18 protein-coding genes are annotated in these 16,735 nt (G+C 68.3%); 10 read left to right on the plus strand and 8 right to left on the minus strand.

Annotated elements, in window-relative coordinates:
• Positions 1-18: 18 nt before the first annotated feature.
• The 8 genes from ACFWUR_RS20990 to ACFWUR_RS21025 all read left to right on the plus strand — a co-directional run bounded on the left by ACFWUR_RS20990 (position 19) and on the right by ACFWUR_RS21025 (position 7,593).
• A complete protein-coding gene (locus ACFWUR_RS20990; protein ID WP_378908953.1) occupies positions 19-777 on the plus strand; it encodes an ABC transporter ATP-binding protein in 759 nt (252 codons plus the stop codon).
• Positions 774-1,499, plus strand: coding sequence for an ABC transporter ATP-binding protein (locus tag ACFWUR_RS20995; RefSeq protein WP_378908954.1), 726 nt, complete (start codon positions 774-776; stop codon positions 1,497-1,499). The genes ACFWUR_RS20990 and ACFWUR_RS20995 overlap by 4 nt, the downstream gene beginning before the upstream one ends.
• On the plus strand, positions 1,496-2,374 hold the full coding sequence (locus tag ACFWUR_RS21000; RefSeq protein WP_378908956.1) for a branched-chain amino acid ABC transporter permease: 879 nt from the start codon (positions 1,496-1,498) through the stop codon (positions 2,372-2,374). Before ACFWUR_RS20995 ends, ACFWUR_RS21000 begins: the two co-directional genes overlap by 4 nt.
• A complete protein-coding gene (locus tag ACFWUR_RS21005; RefSeq protein ID WP_378908957.1) occupies positions 2,371-3,411 on the plus strand; it encodes a branched-chain amino acid ABC transporter permease in 1,041 nt (346 codons plus the stop codon). The genes ACFWUR_RS21000 and ACFWUR_RS21005 overlap by 4 nt, the downstream gene beginning before the upstream one ends.
• The gene (locus ACFWUR_RS21010) at positions 3,401-4,657 is read left to right on the plus strand and encodes an ABC transporter substrate-binding protein (RefSeq protein ID WP_378908959.1); all 1,257 of its coding nucleotides are present in this window, start codon (positions 3,401-3,403) and stop codon (positions 4,655-4,657) included. Before ACFWUR_RS21005 ends, ACFWUR_RS21010 begins: the two co-directional genes overlap by 11 nt.
• A 75-nt stretch (positions 4,658-4,732) precedes the next feature.
• Positions 4,733-5,485: a hypothetical protein gene (locus ACFWUR_RS21015; RefSeq protein ID WP_378908960.1), complete on the plus strand. Its 753-nt coding sequence runs from the start codon at positions 4,733-4,735 to the stop codon at positions 5,483-5,485.
• Positions 5,486-5,571: 86 nt separating this feature from the next.
• Positions 5,572-6,729, plus strand: a complete 1,158-nt coding sequence (locus ACFWUR_RS21020; RefSeq protein WP_378908961.1) for an acyl-CoA dehydrogenase family protein — start codon at positions 5,572-5,574, stop codon at positions 6,727-6,729.
• 189 nt (positions 6,730-6,918) lie between these two features.
• Positions 6,919-7,593: a hypothetical protein gene (locus ACFWUR_RS21025; RefSeq protein WP_378908963.1), complete on the plus strand. Its 675-nt coding sequence runs from the start codon at positions 6,919-6,921 to the stop codon at positions 7,591-7,593.
• Positions 7,594-7,600: 7 nt separating this feature from the next.
• Here the strand turns inward: ACFWUR_RS21025 and hisF are convergent, their stop codons facing one another.
• The 3 genes from hisF to priA are packed head-to-tail and all read right to left on the minus strand — an operon-like array spanning position 7,601 to position 9,983.
• Positions 7,601-8,416 (minus strand): imidazole glycerol phosphate synthase subunit HisF, encoded by an 816-nt coding sequence (hisF, locus tag ACFWUR_RS21030; protein ID WP_378908964.1) that lies wholly within the window; start codon positions 8,414-8,416, stop codon positions 7,601-7,603.
• Between the two features lie 5 nt (positions 8,417-8,421).
• Positions 8,422-9,243, minus strand: a complete 822-nt coding sequence (locus ACFWUR_RS21035; protein WP_378908965.1) for an inositol monophosphatase family protein — start codon at positions 9,241-9,243, stop codon at positions 8,422-8,424.
• Between the two features lie 8 nt (positions 9,244-9,251).
• Entirely contained in the window at positions 9,252-9,983 is a 732-nt protein-coding gene (gene priA / locus ACFWUR_RS21040; protein WP_378908966.1) for a bifunctional 1-(5-phosphoribosyl)-5-((5-phosphoribosylamino)methylideneamino)imidazole-4-carboxamide isomerase/phosphoribosylanthranilate isomerase PriA, read from the minus strand.
• A gap of 178 nt (positions 9,984-10,161) precedes the next feature.
• Here priA and ACFWUR_RS21045 point away from each other — a divergent pair, with 178 nt between their 5' ends.
• On the plus strand, positions 10,162-10,785 hold the full coding sequence (locus ACFWUR_RS21045) for a hypothetical protein (RefSeq protein ID WP_378908967.1): 624 nt from the start codon (positions 10,162-10,164) through the stop codon (positions 10,783-10,785).
• A 3-nt stretch (positions 10,786-10,788) separates the two neighbouring features.
• Here the strand turns inward: ACFWUR_RS21045 and ACFWUR_RS21050 are convergent, their stop codons facing one another.
• Positions 10,789-11,391 carry a maleylpyruvate isomerase family mycothiol-dependent enzyme gene (locus ACFWUR_RS21050; RefSeq protein ID WP_378908968.1) on the minus strand — a complete coding sequence of 201 codons (603 nt, stop codon included), beginning with the start codon at positions 11,389-11,391 and terminating at the stop codon, positions 10,789-10,791.
• Between the two features lie 154 nt (positions 11,392-11,545).
• On the opposite strand from ACFWUR_RS21050, the gene ACFWUR_RS21055 reads away from it, so the two are divergent.
• Positions 11,546-12,862, plus strand: a complete 1,317-nt coding sequence (locus ACFWUR_RS21055; protein WP_378908969.1) for a DUF2786 domain-containing protein — start codon at positions 11,546-11,548, stop codon at positions 12,860-12,862.
• Between the two features lie 107 nt (positions 12,863-12,969).
• Here the strand turns inward: ACFWUR_RS21055 and hisH are convergent, their stop codons facing one another.
• From hisH to hisD, 4 genes are read right to left on the minus strand one after another with little or no spacing between them, the layout of a single operon-like run.
• Positions 12,970-13,599, minus strand: coding sequence for an imidazole glycerol phosphate synthase subunit HisH (gene hisH, locus ACFWUR_RS21060; protein ID WP_378908971.1), 630 nt, complete (start codon positions 13,597-13,599; stop codon positions 12,970-12,972).
• Positions 13,596-14,210 (minus strand): imidazoleglycerol-phosphate dehydratase HisB, encoded by a 615-nt coding sequence (gene hisB, locus ACFWUR_RS21065; protein ID WP_378908973.1) that lies wholly within the window; start codon positions 14,208-14,210, stop codon positions 13,596-13,598. The genes hisH and hisB overlap by 4 nt, the downstream gene beginning before the upstream one ends.
• Before the next feature lie 23 nt (positions 14,211-14,233).
• On the minus strand, positions 14,234-15,361 hold the full coding sequence (locus tag ACFWUR_RS21070; protein ID WP_378908974.1) for a histidinol-phosphate transaminase: 1,128 nt from the start codon (positions 15,359-15,361) through the stop codon (positions 14,234-14,236).
• Positions 15,358-16,695 carry a histidinol dehydrogenase gene (gene hisD, locus ACFWUR_RS21075; protein WP_378908976.1) on the minus strand — a complete coding sequence of 446 codons (1,338 nt, stop codon included), beginning with the start codon at positions 16,693-16,695 and terminating at the stop codon, positions 15,358-15,360. Before hisD ends, ACFWUR_RS21070 begins: the two co-directional genes overlap by 4 nt.
• Between the last annotated feature and the right edge of the window lie 40 nt (positions 16,696-16,735).

Here is a 16,735-nt window from a genome sequence, read left to right on the forward strand (position 1 = left end):
GAACTTAGTGTTCTCCGCATGCTCGAGATTTCCAACCTGACGGTGCGCTTCGGCGGCATCACCGCCCTGCAGGACGTCGGGTTCACGGTCGCCGCCGGTGAGATGGTCGGCCTGATCGGACCAAACGGCGCAGGCAAGACCACCCTGTTCAACTGCATGACCAGGCGCAACCGGCCGACGTCGGGCACCATGCGCTACCGCGACACCGACCTGTCGACCGTGCGCCCCGATGCTCTCGCCGGGCTCGGCATCGCCCGCACCTTCCAGAATCTCGGCCTTTTCCCTCGCCTTTCGGTGCGCGACAACATCCTCGTCGGCGCGCATCACCGGGCTTGCGCCGGCTTCGTGTCGGCGGGACTGCGATTGCCGAAGGTCCGCAGGGAGGAAAAGCTGCTGCGCGCCGAAGCCGACGAGCTGCTCGAGCGCCTCGAGCTGACCGCGGTCGCCGACCACCCGGCATCGGGACTGCCCTTCGGCACGCTCAAACGCATCGAGCTGGCCAGAGCGCTGGCGGTACGGCCCCAACTGCTGCTGCTCGACGAGCCGGTGAACGGCCTGAGCCACGGCGAAGTCGACGAATTCGCCGACCGCCTGCGCGCGCTGCAAGCCGACCTCGACCTGACCGTGATCGTCGTCGAACACCACATGGGGTTCGTGATGGGCACCTGCGATCGAGTGATCTGCCTCGAGTTCGGCCAGGTGATCGCCGAGGGCGAACCCGAAGCGGTGCAGCAGAATCCGGCCGTCATCCGCGCCTACCTCGGAGCGTCGGCATGAGTGAATTCTTGACCGTCACCGACCTGCACGCCGGGTACGGCGCGGCGAAAGTCCTGCACGGCGTGAGCTTTTCGGTCGAGCAGGGCACGGTGTGCGCGATCCTGGGCCCCAACGGCGCCGGCAAGACCACCTTGCTGCGCGCCCTGTGCGGCATGGTCAAGGTGCGCGGCAGCTTGCTGCTCGACGGCGACGAAGTGGCCGGTCGCGCACCGGAAATCATGGCGCGTCTCGGTGTCGCCCATGTGCCCGAGGGCCGCGGCACCTTCGCTCCGCTCACCGTCGAGGAGAACCTGCGCCTGGGCGCCTACCCCCGACGGGACCGCGCCGGCGTCGAAGCCGACCTGCGCCGGGTCTACGACTACTTCCCGATCCTGCGCGACAAGCAGCGCGACGCCGCGGGCGGGCTGTCCGGTGGTCAGCAGCAGATGCTGGCGATCGGCCGGGCGCTGATGCTGCGCCCGCGGCTGTTGCTGCTGGACGAACCCTCGCTCGGGCTCTCGCCGTTGGTGACCCAGGAGTTGTTCGGGATCGTGCACACCATCAACGAAGAGGAACGCACCACCGTGATAGTCGTCGAACAGAACGCTCACCTCGCCCTCGGCGTCGCGCATCAGGCACACGTGCTCGAAACCGGTCGAATCGTGTTGTCGGGCACAGCGGCTCAGATCAGGGCCGATGAGCAGGTCATCCGCTCCTACCTGGGATACAAGGTGGCGCCGTGACCGATTTCGTCCAACAGGTCGTCGAGGGGCTCTCGGCGGGTGCGATCTACGCGGGCCTGGCGCTGGCGCTGGTGCTGATCTACCGGTTCACCGGGATCGTCAACTTCGCGCAGGGCGAGCTGGCCATGTTCTCGGCGTTCCTGGCGTGGCAGTTGAGCCAGACCATGCCGTTCTGGGCGGCGCTGATCATCACGCTGGCGATCTCCTTCCTCGCGGGCATGGTGATCGAGCGGGTGGTGATCCGCCCGGTCGAGGGCGCCCCCGAGATCACGCTGGTGATCGTCACCGTCGGCCTGTTCTTCACCGTGCACGCGGCGGCGGGCTGGATCTGGTCCTACCAGGTGAAGTCGTTCCCGAATCCCTTCCCCGAGGGGGCGTTACGCGGCGGCGGCCTCAGCGTCGGGTACGGCAGCCTCGGGATCTTCGCGGTGGTCGGGGTGGTGATGGCGCTGCTGTATCTGCTGTTCCGCTACACCAGGATCGGGCTGGCGATGCGCGCGGTGGCGTGTAATCCGCAGTCGGCCAAGCTCGTCGGCATCCGGGTCGGCACCGTCCTCGCACTCGGCTGGGGCCTGGCCGCGCTGGTCGGGGCGGTCTCGGGAGTGCTGTCGGCACCACTGTTGTTCCTCGACCCCAACATGATGGGCGGGGTCCTCATCTACGCCTTCGCGGCGGCGACGCTGGGCGGGTTCGACTCCCCCGGCGGCGCGGTGGCAGGCGGCCTGATCGTCGGCGTCGCCGAAACCCTCACCGGCGCCTACGTCGACGCGATCGGCACCGAACTCAAGATCGGTGTGCCGCTGGTGATCATCCTGGGCGTGCTGTTGCTGCGCCCGCAAGGTCTGTTCGGACACGCGGCGGTGGAACGAGTATGAGCGAATTGAACGTTGCGACGCCACCTTCGACCGCACCGGCGGCGACCCCGCCACTGCACCGCCTGAAAACCCTGCGCTGGTCCGCGATCGCCACTGCCGCGGTGCTGCTGATCGCCTGCGTCGCGCCCTTCCAGTTGGTGCCCTTCCACACCTTCCAGCTGGCCATGGCGATGATCTACGCGGTCACCCTGCTCGGGCTCAACCTGCTGGTCGGCCACACCGGCCAGATCTCGCTCGGCCACGGCGCCTTCTTCGCCATCGGCGCCTACACCGCGGCGATCGCGATGGAGCACTGGGACACACCGTATTTCGCGACGATTCCGATCGCCGCGGTCGTCACCTTCGTGCTCGGCTTCGCCCTCGGCGTCCCGGCCCTGCGGCTGCGCGGGCTGTACCTGGCGCTGGTCACCCTGGCCATCGCGATCTTCCTGGTGCCGCTGCTCAAGCGGTTCGACGGATTGACCGGCGGTTCCATGGGCCTGACCGTCACCAAGCCCACCCCACCGGCGTGGACCGGGTTGGCCGAGGACCAGTGGCTGTACTTCCTCGCACTGGCCACCACCGTGGTGAGCTTCGTCCTGGTGGCGGGCATGCTGGGCTCCCGGGTGGGGCGCGCGCTGCACGCGATGCGCGACAACGAGATCGCGGCCGAGGTACTCGGCGTGAATCTGGCGCACTACAAGACGCTGGCCTTCGCCTGGAGCGCGCTGCTGGCCGGTGTCGCGGGCTGTGTCTACACCTGGGTGATCGCGTTCGTCTCGCCCGACTCCTTCGCGCTGACGCTGTCGATCACGCTGCTGGCCGGGCTGGTCGTGGGCGGGCTGGGCACCACCTGGGGCCCGCTGCTCGGCGGACTGTTCGTGATGTTCGTTCCCAGCTTCGCCCAGGACGTCAACAAGGCCGCCCCTGGCGTCATCTTCGGACTGCTGATCATCGCGGTCATGTACCTCGCGCCCAAGGGTTTGGCCGGCCTGGTCACCCAGTGGACGCAATGGCTCGGACATCGCGTCCGGAAAGGGAAAACTCATGCGCACTAAGGCAATCCGCTCCATCGGGATAACGGCCGCGCTACTCGCGACCCTCACCGCGTGTGGTGGCCGTGGCGAGGAGACCGGCACGGTCGGTCAAGGCGACTGCAAGGGTCAGCAGACCACCGGTATCACCGACAGCACCATCAAACTCGGCGGGGCGTACCCGTTGTCGGGCCCCGCCTCCGCCTACAGCGAGGTACCCAAGGGCGCCAAGGCCTACTTCGACTACATCAACGCCGAGCAGGGCGGTATCGACGGGCGCAAGGTCGAGTACGTGGTGCGCGACGACGGGTATCAGCCGCCCAAAACCGTGGAGGAGACCCGACGGTTGGTCGAGCAGGATCAGGTGTTCGCGATCTTCCAGACCCTGGGCACGGCCACGTCTTCGGCAGTGGTCGACTACCTCAACCAACGCAAGGTGCCGCAGATCTTCGTCGGCACCGGGGCGACGAAGTTCGGTTCCGGCACCGAGCACCCGTGGACCATCGGCTGGCAGCCCAGCTACCGCACCGAGGGTCTGGCCTACGCGCAGTACGTGAAGGCGCAGCGGCCGAACGCGACCGTGGCGGTGCTCTACCAGAACGACGACTTCGGCAAGGACCTGCTCGCGGCCTTCACCGAGGGCGTCGCAGGCAGCGGGGTGAAGGTGATCGCCGAGCAGAGCTTCGAGGTCACCGACCCCACTGTCGACGCCCAGGTGCGCAACCTTGCCAATTCCAAAGCCGATGTGCTGCTGAACTTCTCGACGCCCAAGTTCGCCTCGCAGGCACTCGCCGCCGATGTGCGCAACGCCGACTGGAATCCGTTGCACGTGCTCGCTGTGGTCTCCAACACCATGGCCACCCTGCGTCCGGTGGGGCTGCCCAACGTCCAGGGCACGGTGACCGCGGCATTCCTCAAGGACGCCGCCGACCCGCGCTGGGCCACCGACGCGGGCATGCAGACCTACCGATCCAAGCTGGCTCAGTACGCCCCCGGCGCCGATCCCGAGAACCAGCACGCCATGGCCGGATGGACGATGGCCGAGAGCTTCCGCAAGACCATGGAAGCCGCGAAGTGCCCGACCCGCGAGGGTCTGCGTGACGCGATGCGCTCGCTCGACAACGTCTCCACCGACCTGATGCTGCCCGGTATCGCGATGAAAACCGGTGCCGACGACGGCTATCCGCTCGAGGCCGTCGGTATCCAGACCTTCGTCGGCGAGCACTGGTCGCTGACCGACGGCGGCCTGATCGACACCACCGGCAAGTAACCGCTCCCCCTCGTTGCGCAGCGCGTCCCCGCGTGCGCGGCATGTCCGAAATACCCCGACCGATGAGGATCACAGATGAAGATGTCAACCACCCTGGCCACTGCGGCCCTGACCGCGCTGGCACTGTGTGTCGGCACCGGAACCGGCAACGCCGATCCGGCACCGGCACAGACCGAGGTGCACTACGAGGTCAGCAGGCAGGGTGACTCAGCGGTGCTGAGCACCACCGACGGCAAGCTGCAGATCGCCGACGGCCAGCTCGTGCTCACCACCGGCGCCGACACCCCGGTCGCGGCACTGCCGCTGACCTACCGCATGGACGACAAGGTGTTCCCGATCGCCGCCACCATCGACGGCACCACCGCGACCCTGACTCCGTCGCGGGAGGGCGGCGCCCCGGTGGCCGCGGCGACGAACGTGATCACCCAGGACGCGGCCGCCCAGCAGATCGCCGAGTCGTTCACTCCGCGCGATCAGGCCGCGCTCGGGGTGCTCAGCCAGCGCCTCGGCATCGGCAGTGCGGTGGCGGCGATCGTCGGCGCGGTGGTCGGCGGCGGTATCGGTTGCCTGGTCGGCGGTGCCGCGGGTGCGGCGATCGCCAGCCCGGTGATCGTGCTGCTCGTGCCGTGGGTCGGTGCCACGGTGGCCGGATGCGTGCTCGGCGCGGCCACTCTCGGCGCGGTCGGCACGATGCTGGGCCTGGTCACTGTCGGTGGCCCGTTGGCGGTCTTCTCCGCCTACCAGTACTTCTCGACCATTCTCGCGCCCTGCCCGACCGAACTCGGCGCCTACTGCAAGGATCCCGCGGTTCCCGCACCGCCGAAGTAGTCTCTTTCCGCCGTCTCGCCGGCCCGCCCGATCAACTCGTCGGGCGGGCCGGCTCGTGGCCGTTGCAGGCCGGTAAGGAACGTCCCATGCGCAGACCAGTTTTCGATGCCGAGCACCGGAACTTTCGGGCCACGATGCGCGCGTTCATCGAGTCCGAAGTGGTGCCGAGTTTCAGCAAGTGGTACGACGACGGGCGGGTGCCGCGCGAATTCTATTACCGGTTGGGCGAACTCGGGGTCCTCGGCATGGAGGTGCCCGTGGAGTACGGCGGCTCCGGCCTCGCCTCGGTCCGGTACCGGGCGGTGCTCGCCGAGGAGATCGCGCGCGCCGCGGTGTCTTTCGGCGGTTCGAGCGCCCACGTGTCACGCTGCCTTCCTCTGATCATCGACCTGGCGACCGCCGAACAGCGGCAGCGTTGGCTGCCGGGATTCGTCACCGGCGAAACGATGTTCGCGCTCGCGGTCGCCGAACCGGGTACCGGCACGGAGCCGTCGGACATGCGTGTCACCGCGCCGATGTCGCTCGACGGCACCGAATACCTGCTCAACGGATCGAAGACCTACGTCACCGGCGGTGTCCACGCCGACCGCGTGATCGTGTGCGCGCGCACCGCGCCCCCGAACGCCGAAGACCCTTCTTACGGGCTGTCGCTGTTGGTCGTCGATACCACCGCCCCCGGCTACCGAGTCGGCCGCGCCCTCGAGACTCTCGGCCGAAAGGTCTCCGACACAGCCGAACTCACCTTCACCGATGTCCGCGTGCCGGTGACCGATCGCCTCGGCGAGGCCGACCAGGGCGGCGCCCACCTCGCCGCGCAGCTGCCACGAGAACGCCTGACCATCGCCGTCGGCGCCCACGCACAGGCCAGGGCCGCCGTCCGCTTCGCACACCGGTTCACCGCCGAGCGCACCGCGTTCACGCAGTCGGTGGCGAGCTTCCAGAACACCAAGTTCGAGCTGGCCGCCTGTCGCGCCGAGGTCGACGCCATCGAGGCGGTCGTCGACCGTGCGCTCGCCGCCCACGACCGCGGCGACCTGACCCCCGCCGACGCGGCCTCGGCCAAACTGTTCTGCACCGAGTCGGCGGGCCGAGTGATCGACCGCTGCCTCCAATTACACGGCGGCGTCGGCTATCTCGCGGACTCCCCCATCGCCCGCCTCTACGCCGACCACCGTGTCGACCGCATCATCGGCGGCACCAGCGAGGTCCTCCACACCGTCATCGCCACCGAGATGGGACTGTGACGCCCGGTCGACGGGACCAGCAGCGGGTCGGCGCCACCGAGTCCAACACTTCGTTCCCGGCACCGCCCGACGGGTCGACGCCGACAACACCATCAGGCCAGGGCGGTTGCGGCATCGAGTGATTCGACAGTCCGGACGGGGGCTGCCTACTATCGCGGCGATCGACGTTCTGACATCAGGGGGATTCTCATGCATCCGCAGCAGCCGTACCAGTCGGGCTATCCGCAACAGGCTTACCAGCCAGGAGCTCAGCCGAGCCACCCGCAACAGCCGTACCCATCGGGTTACCCACAACAGACCTACCAGCCAGGAGCTCAGCCAGGCCACCCACAACATCTCGGTCCCGGCACCCGGGCCGATGGGTCGATCGAGGTCGCCTACGTCTGCGACGACAAGACCGCGCGGCGCCTGAACCGCGGTGCCGCCCTGGTGAATTGGCTACTCCCTGCCAAATTGGGGCTGTTGTTGGCGATCCCCGCCTTTCTGCTGGCACGCGGGACCTTGTCGCTGGTGACCAACGGCGGCGACGCCGACCTCGGCGAGATGATGGGCGCGTTCTTCATCGTGCTCGGCTTCGAGGTCGTGTGCGTCGTCCTGATCACTTGCTGGCAGTTGGCCCGGGTGAACCTGAGATTCGCCGCCGTGGCCGGCCCCGGGCATCGGATCACCGCGCACTACACCCACGACACGATGCACCTGCAGCAGACCACCGGAGCCGTCGCCAACCGCTATGCCGACTTCACCCGGATCAGAGTCGTCGGCGACGTAGTGTTTCTGCAGCCCAGGGGAACTCGAGGCTTCATGCTGCCCGGCGAGGTCGTTCCCGATGCCGCGCTCACCCGACTGCGGGGTGGGCGAGGCTGAGCTGATGTCAGCGGACGGTGATGCCGTCCGCTCGCATCGCGTCTTTCACCTGGCCGATGGTGAGGTCGCCGAAGTGGAACACGCTCGCGGCCAGGACCGCGTCGGCGCCGGCGTGCACGGCGGGCGGGAAGTGTTCGATCGCGCCCGCGCCGCCGCTGGCGATCACCGGCACGCGCACCGCGGCGCGCACCGCGGCGATCATCGGCAGGTCGAAACCGGCCTTGGTGCCGTCGGCGTCCATCGAGTTCAGCAGGATCTCGCCCACACCGAGTTCGGCGCCGCGGATGGCCCATTCGACAGCGTCGATGCCGGTGCCCCGCTTGCCGCCGTGCGTGGTGACCTCCCAGCCCGACGGTGTGTCGGGCCGGCCGTCGGGCACGGTGCGCGCGTCGACCGAGAGCACGATGCACTGGGCACCGAAGCGCTGTGACATCTCGAACAGCACCTCGGGGCGCGCGATGGCGGCGGTGTTCACCGACACCTTGTCCGCGCCCGCGCGCAGCAGCCGGTCGACGTCGTCGACCGTGCGCACGCCGCCGCCGACGGTGAGCGGGATGAAGATCTGCTCGGCGGTGCGAGTCACCACGTCGAGCATGGTGCCGCGGTCGCCGGTGGAGGCGGTGACATCGAGGAAGGTCAGCTCGTCGGCGCCCTGGGCGTCGTAGGTCGCGGCCAATTCCACCGGGTCGCCCGCGTCGCGCAGGTTCTGGAAGTTGACGCCCTTGACCACACGACCCGCGTCGACGTCCAGGCACGGGATCACGCGGACCGCCAGCGTGCTCGGCGCGGTGGTGCCGGATCGTTCGTCGGTGCGCGGTGCCATGGGGTTCACCCTCGTTCTTCTTCGCTGACGGTACAGATCATTTCCAGCAGTTCCTGGTGCACACCCGGTGCGGCGGCCAGCACCGATCCCGAGGTGATCGTCCACGGCGCGCCCGCCAGGTCGGTGACCACGCCGCCCGCCGCGCGCACCAGCGCGACACCCGCCGCGTTGTCCCACGGATGGTGCCCGAAGACCACTGCCCCGCCGAGCGCCCCGGACGCGGTGAACGCCAGGTCGATGCCGGTTGCGCCGTGCATGCGAACCCGCGAGGACAGTCGGCTCAACGCACCGAGCAGGTCGAAGCGGAACTGGCCGGGGATGCGACCGGCCGAGTCGAGGTTGAAGGCGCCGAACCCGATCATCGAGTCCGACAGTTTGGCCGGTGCCAGCGGCGGCAACGCGACACCGTCGAGATAGACCGGTCCACCGGTCACCGCGGCATAGCGGCGGCCGAGCATCGGCAGCCAGGTCAACCCGATCACCGGTTCGCCCTCGTGCACGAGCGCCAGCAACGTGCCCGACATGGGATGGCCCGAGGAGTAGTTGAAGGTGCCGTCGATCGGGTCGAGCACCCAGGCCGTGCCGGAGGTGAGCGCGGGCCCACCGAATTCCTCGCCGTGCACCGCGATGCCGGTGCGCTGCTGGAGCTCGGCGGAGATGGTGCGTTCCAGCTCGAGATCGAGTTCGGTGGCGAAGTCGTTGCGGCCCTTGGTCACCGCGCTCGGAGCGCCGAGTCCTTCGACGAAACGCGGCACCACCGCGTCCAGCACCCGGGTGGCGACGGTCAGCAGATCGGTGAGTTCGGCGGTGCTCGGCGCGGCGGTCATCGGCGGGATCAGCGCACCGCGGCCAGGGCTTGCGGCAGGGTGAACCGGCCCGCGTACAACGCCTTGCCGATGATCGCGCCCTCCACGCCGTCGTCGGTCAGGCCCGCGATGGCGACGAGGTCGTCGAGCACCGAGATTCCGCCGGATGCGATCACCGGCGCCTCGGCGGCGTTGGCGACCTCGCTCAGCAGCTCGAGGTTGGGGCCGGTCAGCGTGCCGTCCTTGGAGACGTCGGTGACGACATAGCGCGCGCAACCGTCGCGCTCGAGGCGTTCGAGCACCTCCCACAGGTCGCCGCCGTCGGTCACCCAGCCGCGACCGCGCAGCCGCCACTGTCCGTCGATCTGCTTCACGTCGAGGCCGACCGCGATCCGGTCGCCGTACTCGCCGAGCACCCGAGCGCACCACTGCGGGTTCTCGATCGCCGCGGTGCCGATGTTCACTCGCGTGCACCCGGTGGCCAGTGCGGCCTTCAGCGAGTCGTCGTCGCGGATACCGCCCGACAGCTCCACCTTGACGTCGAGCTCACCGACCACCTGCGAGATCAGTTCCCGGTTGCTCCCCTTGCCGAAGGCGGCGTCCAGATCGACCAGATGCACCCACTCGGCCCCGGCCTGCTGCCAGGCCATCGCCGCGTCCCGAGGCGACCCATAGCTCGTTTCGCTACCGGCCTCCCCTTGCACGAGGCGCACGGCCTCACCATTGGCGACATCGACAGCGGGCAACAGCACAAGACTCACCCATTCAGACTAGTAGGTCTGCGTCCTCGTCCCCGCAACGGTCCGCGGCGGTGAGGCCCGTGTCACGCGAACCCTGCGCCCAGACGTGGCCGAGGACGTCGAGGCGAGTCGACCCGAGTGTCTCGACGGCGGTGCTACTCGACCTGGCGACTCTGACGCTTGTCGAAGGGCGGTGTTCGTGCAGCGCAAAGTAAACGATCTGGACTACGACGAGATCGCTGGCACCGCAGTTGCACCGATCCTGTTGAGCGGGAATCAATTACAGTTCAGATCAGCGGTGTGGGATACAGTCCGCTGCGACACGCGGATCCGCGTCGGCTGGTCCGATCAATGGAGAATTGTGTTCCGTAAAGGCGTACTGGGTGGTTTGCTGGGTTCGATCGCGATGGCGGCGGTGATCGTAGCGCCGAATGCCGCGGCAGGCGCCCCGGATGCGGCGCGGCTCGCGGGCTGCGATTTCGGCCGTGAAGTATCGACCTACGACCACGCACACGACCTCGACGGCTACTTCGAGCGTGTCCTCGACCGCAGCACGGGCGCATTCCATGCCGAATTCACCCGGTCCAGGGACGCACTGGCAGCAGCCATGCGTCAAGCGGAGGTTCGCTCCACCGTCGAAAACATCACTTGCGGCGTGGTGAGCGGCGATTTCCTCAACGCCGATGTTCTGGTGACGATGACACAGATCCGTTCCAACACGAACACTGCCGAACCCGAGCGCCTGAATATGGCCATCAACGTCAAGCTGACCAATGTGTGGGGCCGTTGGCTCGCGCACGAGCTCGATTCCCCGCTGCTGTAGTAGTCAGCCGAGACGGCGGCGAAGCTCGGGGAGGCCGTCGCCGGAGAGGTCGTCGAGGGCGACGGTGCGGCCGACTACGGCGAGGGCGATGGCCTCGCCGGGGCCGCGGACCTCCGGACCTTTGCCCGAGGACCAGGCGACGTCGGTGGCCTCGAAGCGCAGTCCCTTGGTGTACCTGCCGGGTAAGGCGAAGGGGTCGGGGTAGGACAGGACGGCGGTGAGACGGTCGGTGGGGATCGTCCGCGGGCGGCCGAGCGGACGGCGGATATCCTGGTGGTGGACCATCAGGTCGGACAGCATCAGCCGCGGCGAGAACTTCGACAGTCGGCCCGACTCGTTGGCGAGCTTGTCCACCAGCTGCTCGGTCGACAGGCCCGAGAACGACCGCGCGAGTGCGTTGTTGGTTCGATTCACCGATCCACGACTCTTCACCACCACCGCCGCGTAACCCAGCGGACTCAGTGTGTCCTGCAGCAGATGCCCGACAACATCGCGCACCCGCCATCCCGCGCACAGCGACGGCGTCTCCCATTCCCGCTCGCTCAACCCCCGCAGCAGTTCGACCAGTTCGGCCCGTTCCTCGATCAACATCCCCCGATAGCTCATCTCGCTACCCTAGGGTCCGCCGGGCACGTTCCGAATCCACCCACGGTCGGATTTGTTGGGCCGGAACCGAATATGACTCGCTGATCAGAGGCGATCGGCCGACCGGCGACTCCGTTGGCATCACCCCGCCTCCCCGCCTGTGCGATGCGCGACAATGGACGCCGCGAACTTCGCTCCGCTGCCCGTCTCCATCGCGAGTAGCAACTTCCACGAACAGGACCCTGCTCCCTTGGCCAAGCAGAATCGTCGACGTCGCACGGGCCGTAAACCGGCGGCCGCTCCCGGCCTTCCGATCGACGCCGCGCTCTCGGGCGACCCGGCGCAGGTCGCCGACGCGATCGCGACCGTCGCCTTCCTCGCGGCCCAGGGCGACAAGAACGCGATCGAGCGCTTCGTCGAACAGGTGGCGGGTGCGCCGTTGGCTCCCGGAATCCAGCCCGCCGGGCAGCGAATCATCGCCCGCGCCTTCGAGTTCGGCTGGCTTCCCACCGACATCCACGAGGCCGCGCGCCGGCGGGTGGACGAGTTCGCGGTCGGCTACCTGACCGACCTGATGGCCGAACACCGCGCCGGTTACCCCGCTGAATCCGTCGACGAGATCTGGCAGGCGCAACTGGACGAGCTGCGCGCCGCGGTCTGGTGGACATCCGAGCGCTCCCATGTCGAACAGTGGGCCGATCGTGCCCTGCTCACCGCCGCGGAGGCCATCACCACGGCCCTGAGCGCCCTCGCCCTGCTCATCCAGCTCCCGAAGCTCGAGCAGATCCTCCCGCTCCCTGGCACCGGCGCACGCACCATCCCCCACCACCACGTCGACGAGAAGACCCTTGGTCGAGTCCGCGGCCTGCTGGCCAAAGCCGAGTCCACCCCCTTCGCCGAGGAGGCGGAAACCCTGTCCGCCAAGGCGCAGGAACTCATGACCAAATACGCCATCGACCGTGCCCTGCTCGACGCCCGACGCACCGACCCCGAGCTCCCGGCCGCCCGCAGAATATGGCTCGAAACCCCCTACACCGACGCCAAAGCCCTACTGATCGACATGGTCATCAGAGCCAATCGCGCCCGCGCCATCTTCGTAGCCGACTGGGGTTTCGTCACGGTTGTCGGCGACGAGACCGACCTCGACGCGGTAGAGATCCTCGCCACCTCGCTGCTCGTCCAAGCAACCCGAGCGATGATCGACAACGCCACCACCGAGGAATCCCGCTCCCGCCACTACCGCAAAGCCTTCCTCACCGCCTACGCCTCCAGAATCGGCGAACTCCTGACCACAGCCGCCGAAGCCACCATCGCCGACTCCCCCGACCCCACCCACCTGCTCCCGGCACTGGCCTCCCACCAGCAACGAGTAGACCGAGCCTTCGACACCTACTTCCCCACAGTGCGCTCCCGCGGCATCACCATCCGCAGCGCCGAAGGCTGGACCGCAGGCACCGAAGCCGCCGACCGAGCCCACTTCGACAACCCCTGACCATCTTTTTCGATCATCCGATCTACACCACCACAGCCGACCTGCCGCAGGAGGACGTCAGCCGTGGTGGCGCAATCCCACCGTCGGCCGCGTGGTACCGCGCTGCGTCAGAGCGACCCGATCCAGTTGCGCAGCAACTGAGCACCCGCGTCCCCGGACTTCTCCGGGTGGAACTGGGTAGCCGACAGCGGGCCGTTCTCGACGGCGGCGAGGAACGGCACGCCGTGCTCGGCCCAGGTGAGTTTCGGCGCTGCGATGTGCTCGTTCTCGGGCAGCTCCCACTGCTGGGCGGCATAGGAGTGGACGAAGTAGAACCGGGTGTCGGCGTCCATCCCGGCGAACAGGGCGCTGTCGGCGGGGGCTTTCACCGTGTTCCAACCCATGTGCGGCAGGACCGGGGCATCCAGGCCCGCGACCGTGCCGGGCCATTCACCGCACCCTTCGGTCTCCACACCGAACTCGACGCCACGGTCGAACATGATCTGCATGCCGACGCAGATGCCGAGCACGGGACGACCGCCCGCGAGGCGCTGGCCGATCATCCGGTCACCGCGCACCGACAGCAGCCCGGCCATGCACGCGGCGTACGCGCCGACGCCGGGAACGACGAGCCCGTCGGCCGCCAACGCGGCCTGGGGATCGGCGGTGACCTCCACCTGGGCGCCCGCACGCACCAGCGCGCGCTCGGCGGAGTGCAGGTTGCCGGAACCATAGTCGAGCAGCACAACCGACTTCACAGCACACCCTTCGTGGACGGCACACCACTGACCCGGGGGTCGATCTCGACGGCGGCCCGCAAAGCCCGTGCGACAGCCTTGAATTCGGCCTCGGTGATGTGGTGCTGGTCGCGACCGTAGAGCACCCGCACATGCAGGGCGATCCGGGCGTTCTGCGCGATCGACTCGAAGACGTGCTTGTTGAGCACCGTCGAGTACGAAGCGCCGGGGCCCGCGCTGGGAATGATGGTGTGCACCAGGTGCTCCGGCTCGCCGGTGAACACGCAATACGGCCGACCCGACACGTCGACGGCTGCGTGCGCGAGGGTTTCGTCCATCGGGATGAACGCGTCGCCGAAGCGGCAGATCCCCTTCTTGTCGCCCAACGCCTGCCCGAGCGCCTGGCCCAGCACGATCGCGGTGTCCTCGACCGTGTGGTGGGCTTCGATCTCGATATCGCCTTCGGCCCGCACGACCAGGTCGAACCCGGCGTGCGCGCCGAGTGCGGTCAGCATGTGGTCGTAGAACGGCACCCCGGTGGAGATCTCGGTCTGCCCGGTGCCGTCGAGGTTCAGCTCCACCAGAATCGAGGACTCTTTGGTGACGCGTTCCACCCGCGCTGTTCTGCTCATGATGTGTTCCTCCACAGGTGGATTCAGTGAGTAAGGTCGGTGCCCGCGATATCGCGACTCACGCGCAGGAATTCGTCGTTCTCGGCGCCGAGGCCGATGGTGGCGCGCAGATATCCGGGGATGCCCACGTCGCGGATCAGCACGCCGGCGTCGAGGTAGTGCTGCCATGCGCCGCCCGCGTCGGTGAACCGGCCGAACAGCACGAAGTTGGCGTCGCTGGGGATCACATCGAAACCGAGCGACACCAGCGCGGCGGCGACCCGATCACGCTGGGCCGCCAATTCCGCGACACTGGCGAGGGTTTCGTCGGCGTGGCGCAGTGCCGCGCGCGCGGCGGCCTGGGTGACGACCGACAGGTGATACGGCAGGCGAACCAACAGAATCGCGTCGATCACCGCGGGTGAGGCGGCCAGATAGCCCAGACGCCCACCCGCGAAGGCGAACGCCTTGCTCATGGTCCGGGTGACCACCAGCTTGGTCGGGAACCGGTCGATCAACGTGATCGCGCTGGGGGTCGCCGAGAACTCGCCGTACGCCTCGTCCACGACGACGATGCCGGGCGCGACCTCGAGTATCCGCTCGAGCTCGTCGATCGCGATGCTGTGCCCGGTCGGGTTGTTGGGGCTGGTCACGAACACCACATCGGGCCGGCGTTCGACGATCTGGGCCACCGCGTAGTCGATGTCGAGCGAGAAGTCACCGCTGCGCTGCGCCTCGACCCATTCGGTGTCGATGCCCTCGGAGATGATCGGGTGCATCGAGTACGACGGCACGAAGCCCAGCGCGCTGCGCCCCGGACCGCCGAACGCCTGCAACAGCTGTTGCAGAATCTCGTTGGACCCGTTGGCCGCCCACACATTCGCGGTGTCGACGGCGACGCCGGTCTGGCGGGTCAGATACTCGGCCAGGTCGTGGCGCAGTGCGACGGCATCACGATCCGGGTAGCGGTGCAGGTCAGCGGCGGCGGCGCGCACCGATTCGGCGACATCGTCGATCAGCGCCTTGCTAGGTGGGTGCGGGTTCTCGTTGGTATTGAGCTGCACCGGCACCGTCAACTGGGGTGCGCCGTAGGGAGACTTGCCACGCAGGTTCTCACGCAGCGGCAGCTGATCCAGCGTCGCCGAGGCACCGGGCACGGTGGGAGTGCTCACGACAGCGCCTCGAACCGCGCCTGCACAGCCTGACCGTGTGCGGGCAGGTCCTCCGCGTTCGCCAGTGCCACAACATGTCCGGCGACATCCTTCAACGCCGCCTCGGTGTACTCCACGATGTGGATGCCGCGCAGGAACGTCTGCACGCTCAACCCCGAGGAGTGCCGTGCGCAACCCGCGGTCGGCAGTACGTGGTTCGAGCCCGCGCAGTAGTCGCCCAAGCTCACGGGCGCCCACGGCCCGACGAAGATCGCACCCGCACTGCGCACCCGGGCGGCGACCGCCGCGGCATCGGTGGTCTGGATCTCGAGGTGCTCGGCGGCATAGGCGTCGACCACCCGCAGACCCTGCGCGATGTCGTCGACGAGCACGATCCCGGACTGCTTGCCGCTCAACGCTTCCCGCACTCGATCGTTGTGCTTGACCACGGCGAGCTGCGCGTTCAGCGCGGCGTCGACCGCATCGGCCAGCGGCACGGAATCGGTGACGAGAACGCTCGCGGCGAGCACATCGTGCTCGGCCTGGCTGATCAGGTCGGCGGCGACGTGCACCGGATCGGCCGTGGCGTCCGCCAGCACCGCGATCTCGGTGGGACCTGCCTCGGCATCGATACCGACCAGCCCCCGGCACAGCCGCTTGGCCGCGGTGACGTAGATATTGCCCGGTCCGGTGATGAGGTCGACCGGTTCGAGCGCGCCGCCATCGGTATCGGTGCCGCCGTAGGACAGCAGTGCCACCGCCTGCGCGCCACCGACCGCCCACACCTCGTCGACGCCGAGCAACGCGGCGGCCGCCATGATCGTCGGGTGCGGCAGCCCATCGAACTGCGCCTGCGGCGGCGAGGCCACCACCAACGACTCGACGCCGGCGGCCTGCGCCGGGACCACGTTCATCACGACCGAGGACGGATACACCGCGTTGCCGCCGGGCACATACAGCCCGACCCGCTCCACCGGTAGCCACTTCTCGGTCACGGTTCCGCCGGGAACGACCTCGGTCACCGTGTCGGTGCGCCGCTGATCGGCGTGCACCTTCCTGGTGCGCTCGATCGCCACCTCGAGCGCGGCGCGCACGGCCGGGTCCAACTCGGCGAGAGCTCTGGTCAGCTCGGCGACGGGCACCCGCACCACGGCAGGCCGCACACCGTCGAACTTCTCGCTGTAGTCCAGCGCCGCCGCGGCACCCCGGTCGCGGATGTCCTCGACGACCGGCCGCACATGATGCAGCACCGAGTCGACGTCGACCCCTCCGCGCGGCAGCGCGGTGCGCAGCTCGGCAGCGGAGGGAGTACGACCGCGCAGATCGACGCGGGCGAGCTCGATGCGGGAAGTCATATCGGGGTACGGTCCTGTTCTGTGCTGGGGCTCAGGTCGG

It is taken from the genome of Nocardia sp. NPDC058633 (assembly GCF_042717045.1).
In the GTDB taxonomy this organism is placed as follows: domain Bacteria; phylum Actinomycetota; class Actinomycetes; order Mycobacteriales; family Mycobacteriaceae; genus Nocardia.

Coding starts and splice junctions, on each gene's coding strand:
- ACFWUR_RS20990 (WP_378908953.1), top strand. CDS start 19: ATGCTCGAGATTTCCAACCTGACGGTGCGCTTCGGCGGCATCACCGCC.
- ACFWUR_RS20995 (WP_378908954.1), top strand. CDS start 774: ATGAGTGAATTCTTGACCGTCACCGACCTGCACGCCGGGTACGGCGCG.
- ACFWUR_RS21005 (WP_378908957.1), top strand. CDS start 2,371: ATGAGCGAATTGAACGTTGCGACGCCACCTTCGACCGCACCGGCGGCG.
- ACFWUR_RS21010 (WP_378908959.1), top strand. CDS start 3,401: ATGCGCACTAAGGCAATCCGCTCCATCGGGATAACGGCCGCGCTACTC.
- ACFWUR_RS21015 (WP_378908960.1), top strand. CDS start 4,733: ATGAAGATGTCAACCACCCTGGCCACTGCGGCCCTGACCGCGCTGGCA.
- ACFWUR_RS21020 (WP_378908961.1), top strand. CDS start 5,572: ATGCGCAGACCAGTTTTCGATGCCGAGCACCGGAACTTTCGGGCCACG.
- ACFWUR_RS21025 (WP_378908963.1), top strand. CDS start 6,919: ATGCATCCGCAGCAGCCGTACCAGTCGGGCTATCCGCAACAGGCTTAC.
- hisF (WP_378908964.1), bottom strand. CDS start 8,416: ATGGCACCGCGCACCGACGAACGATCCGGCACCACCGCGCCGAGCACG.
- ACFWUR_RS21035 (WP_378908965.1), bottom strand. CDS start 9,243: ATGACCGCCGCGCCGAGCACCGCCGAACTCACCGATCTGCTGACCGTC.
- ACFWUR_RS21050 (WP_378908968.1), bottom strand. CDS start 11,391: ATGAGCTATCGGGGGATGTTGATCGAGGAACGGGCCGAACTGGTCGAA.
- ACFWUR_RS21055 (WP_378908969.1), top strand. CDS start 11,546: ATGGACGCCGCGAACTTCGCTCCGCTGCCCGTCTCCATCGCGAGTAGC.
- hisB (WP_378908973.1), bottom strand. CDS start 14,210: ATGAGCAGAACAGCGCGGGTGGAACGCGTCACCAAAGAGTCCTCGATT.
- hisD (WP_378908976.1), bottom strand. CDS start 16,695: ATGACTTCCCGCATCGAGCTCGCCCGCGTCGATCTGCGCGGTCGTACT.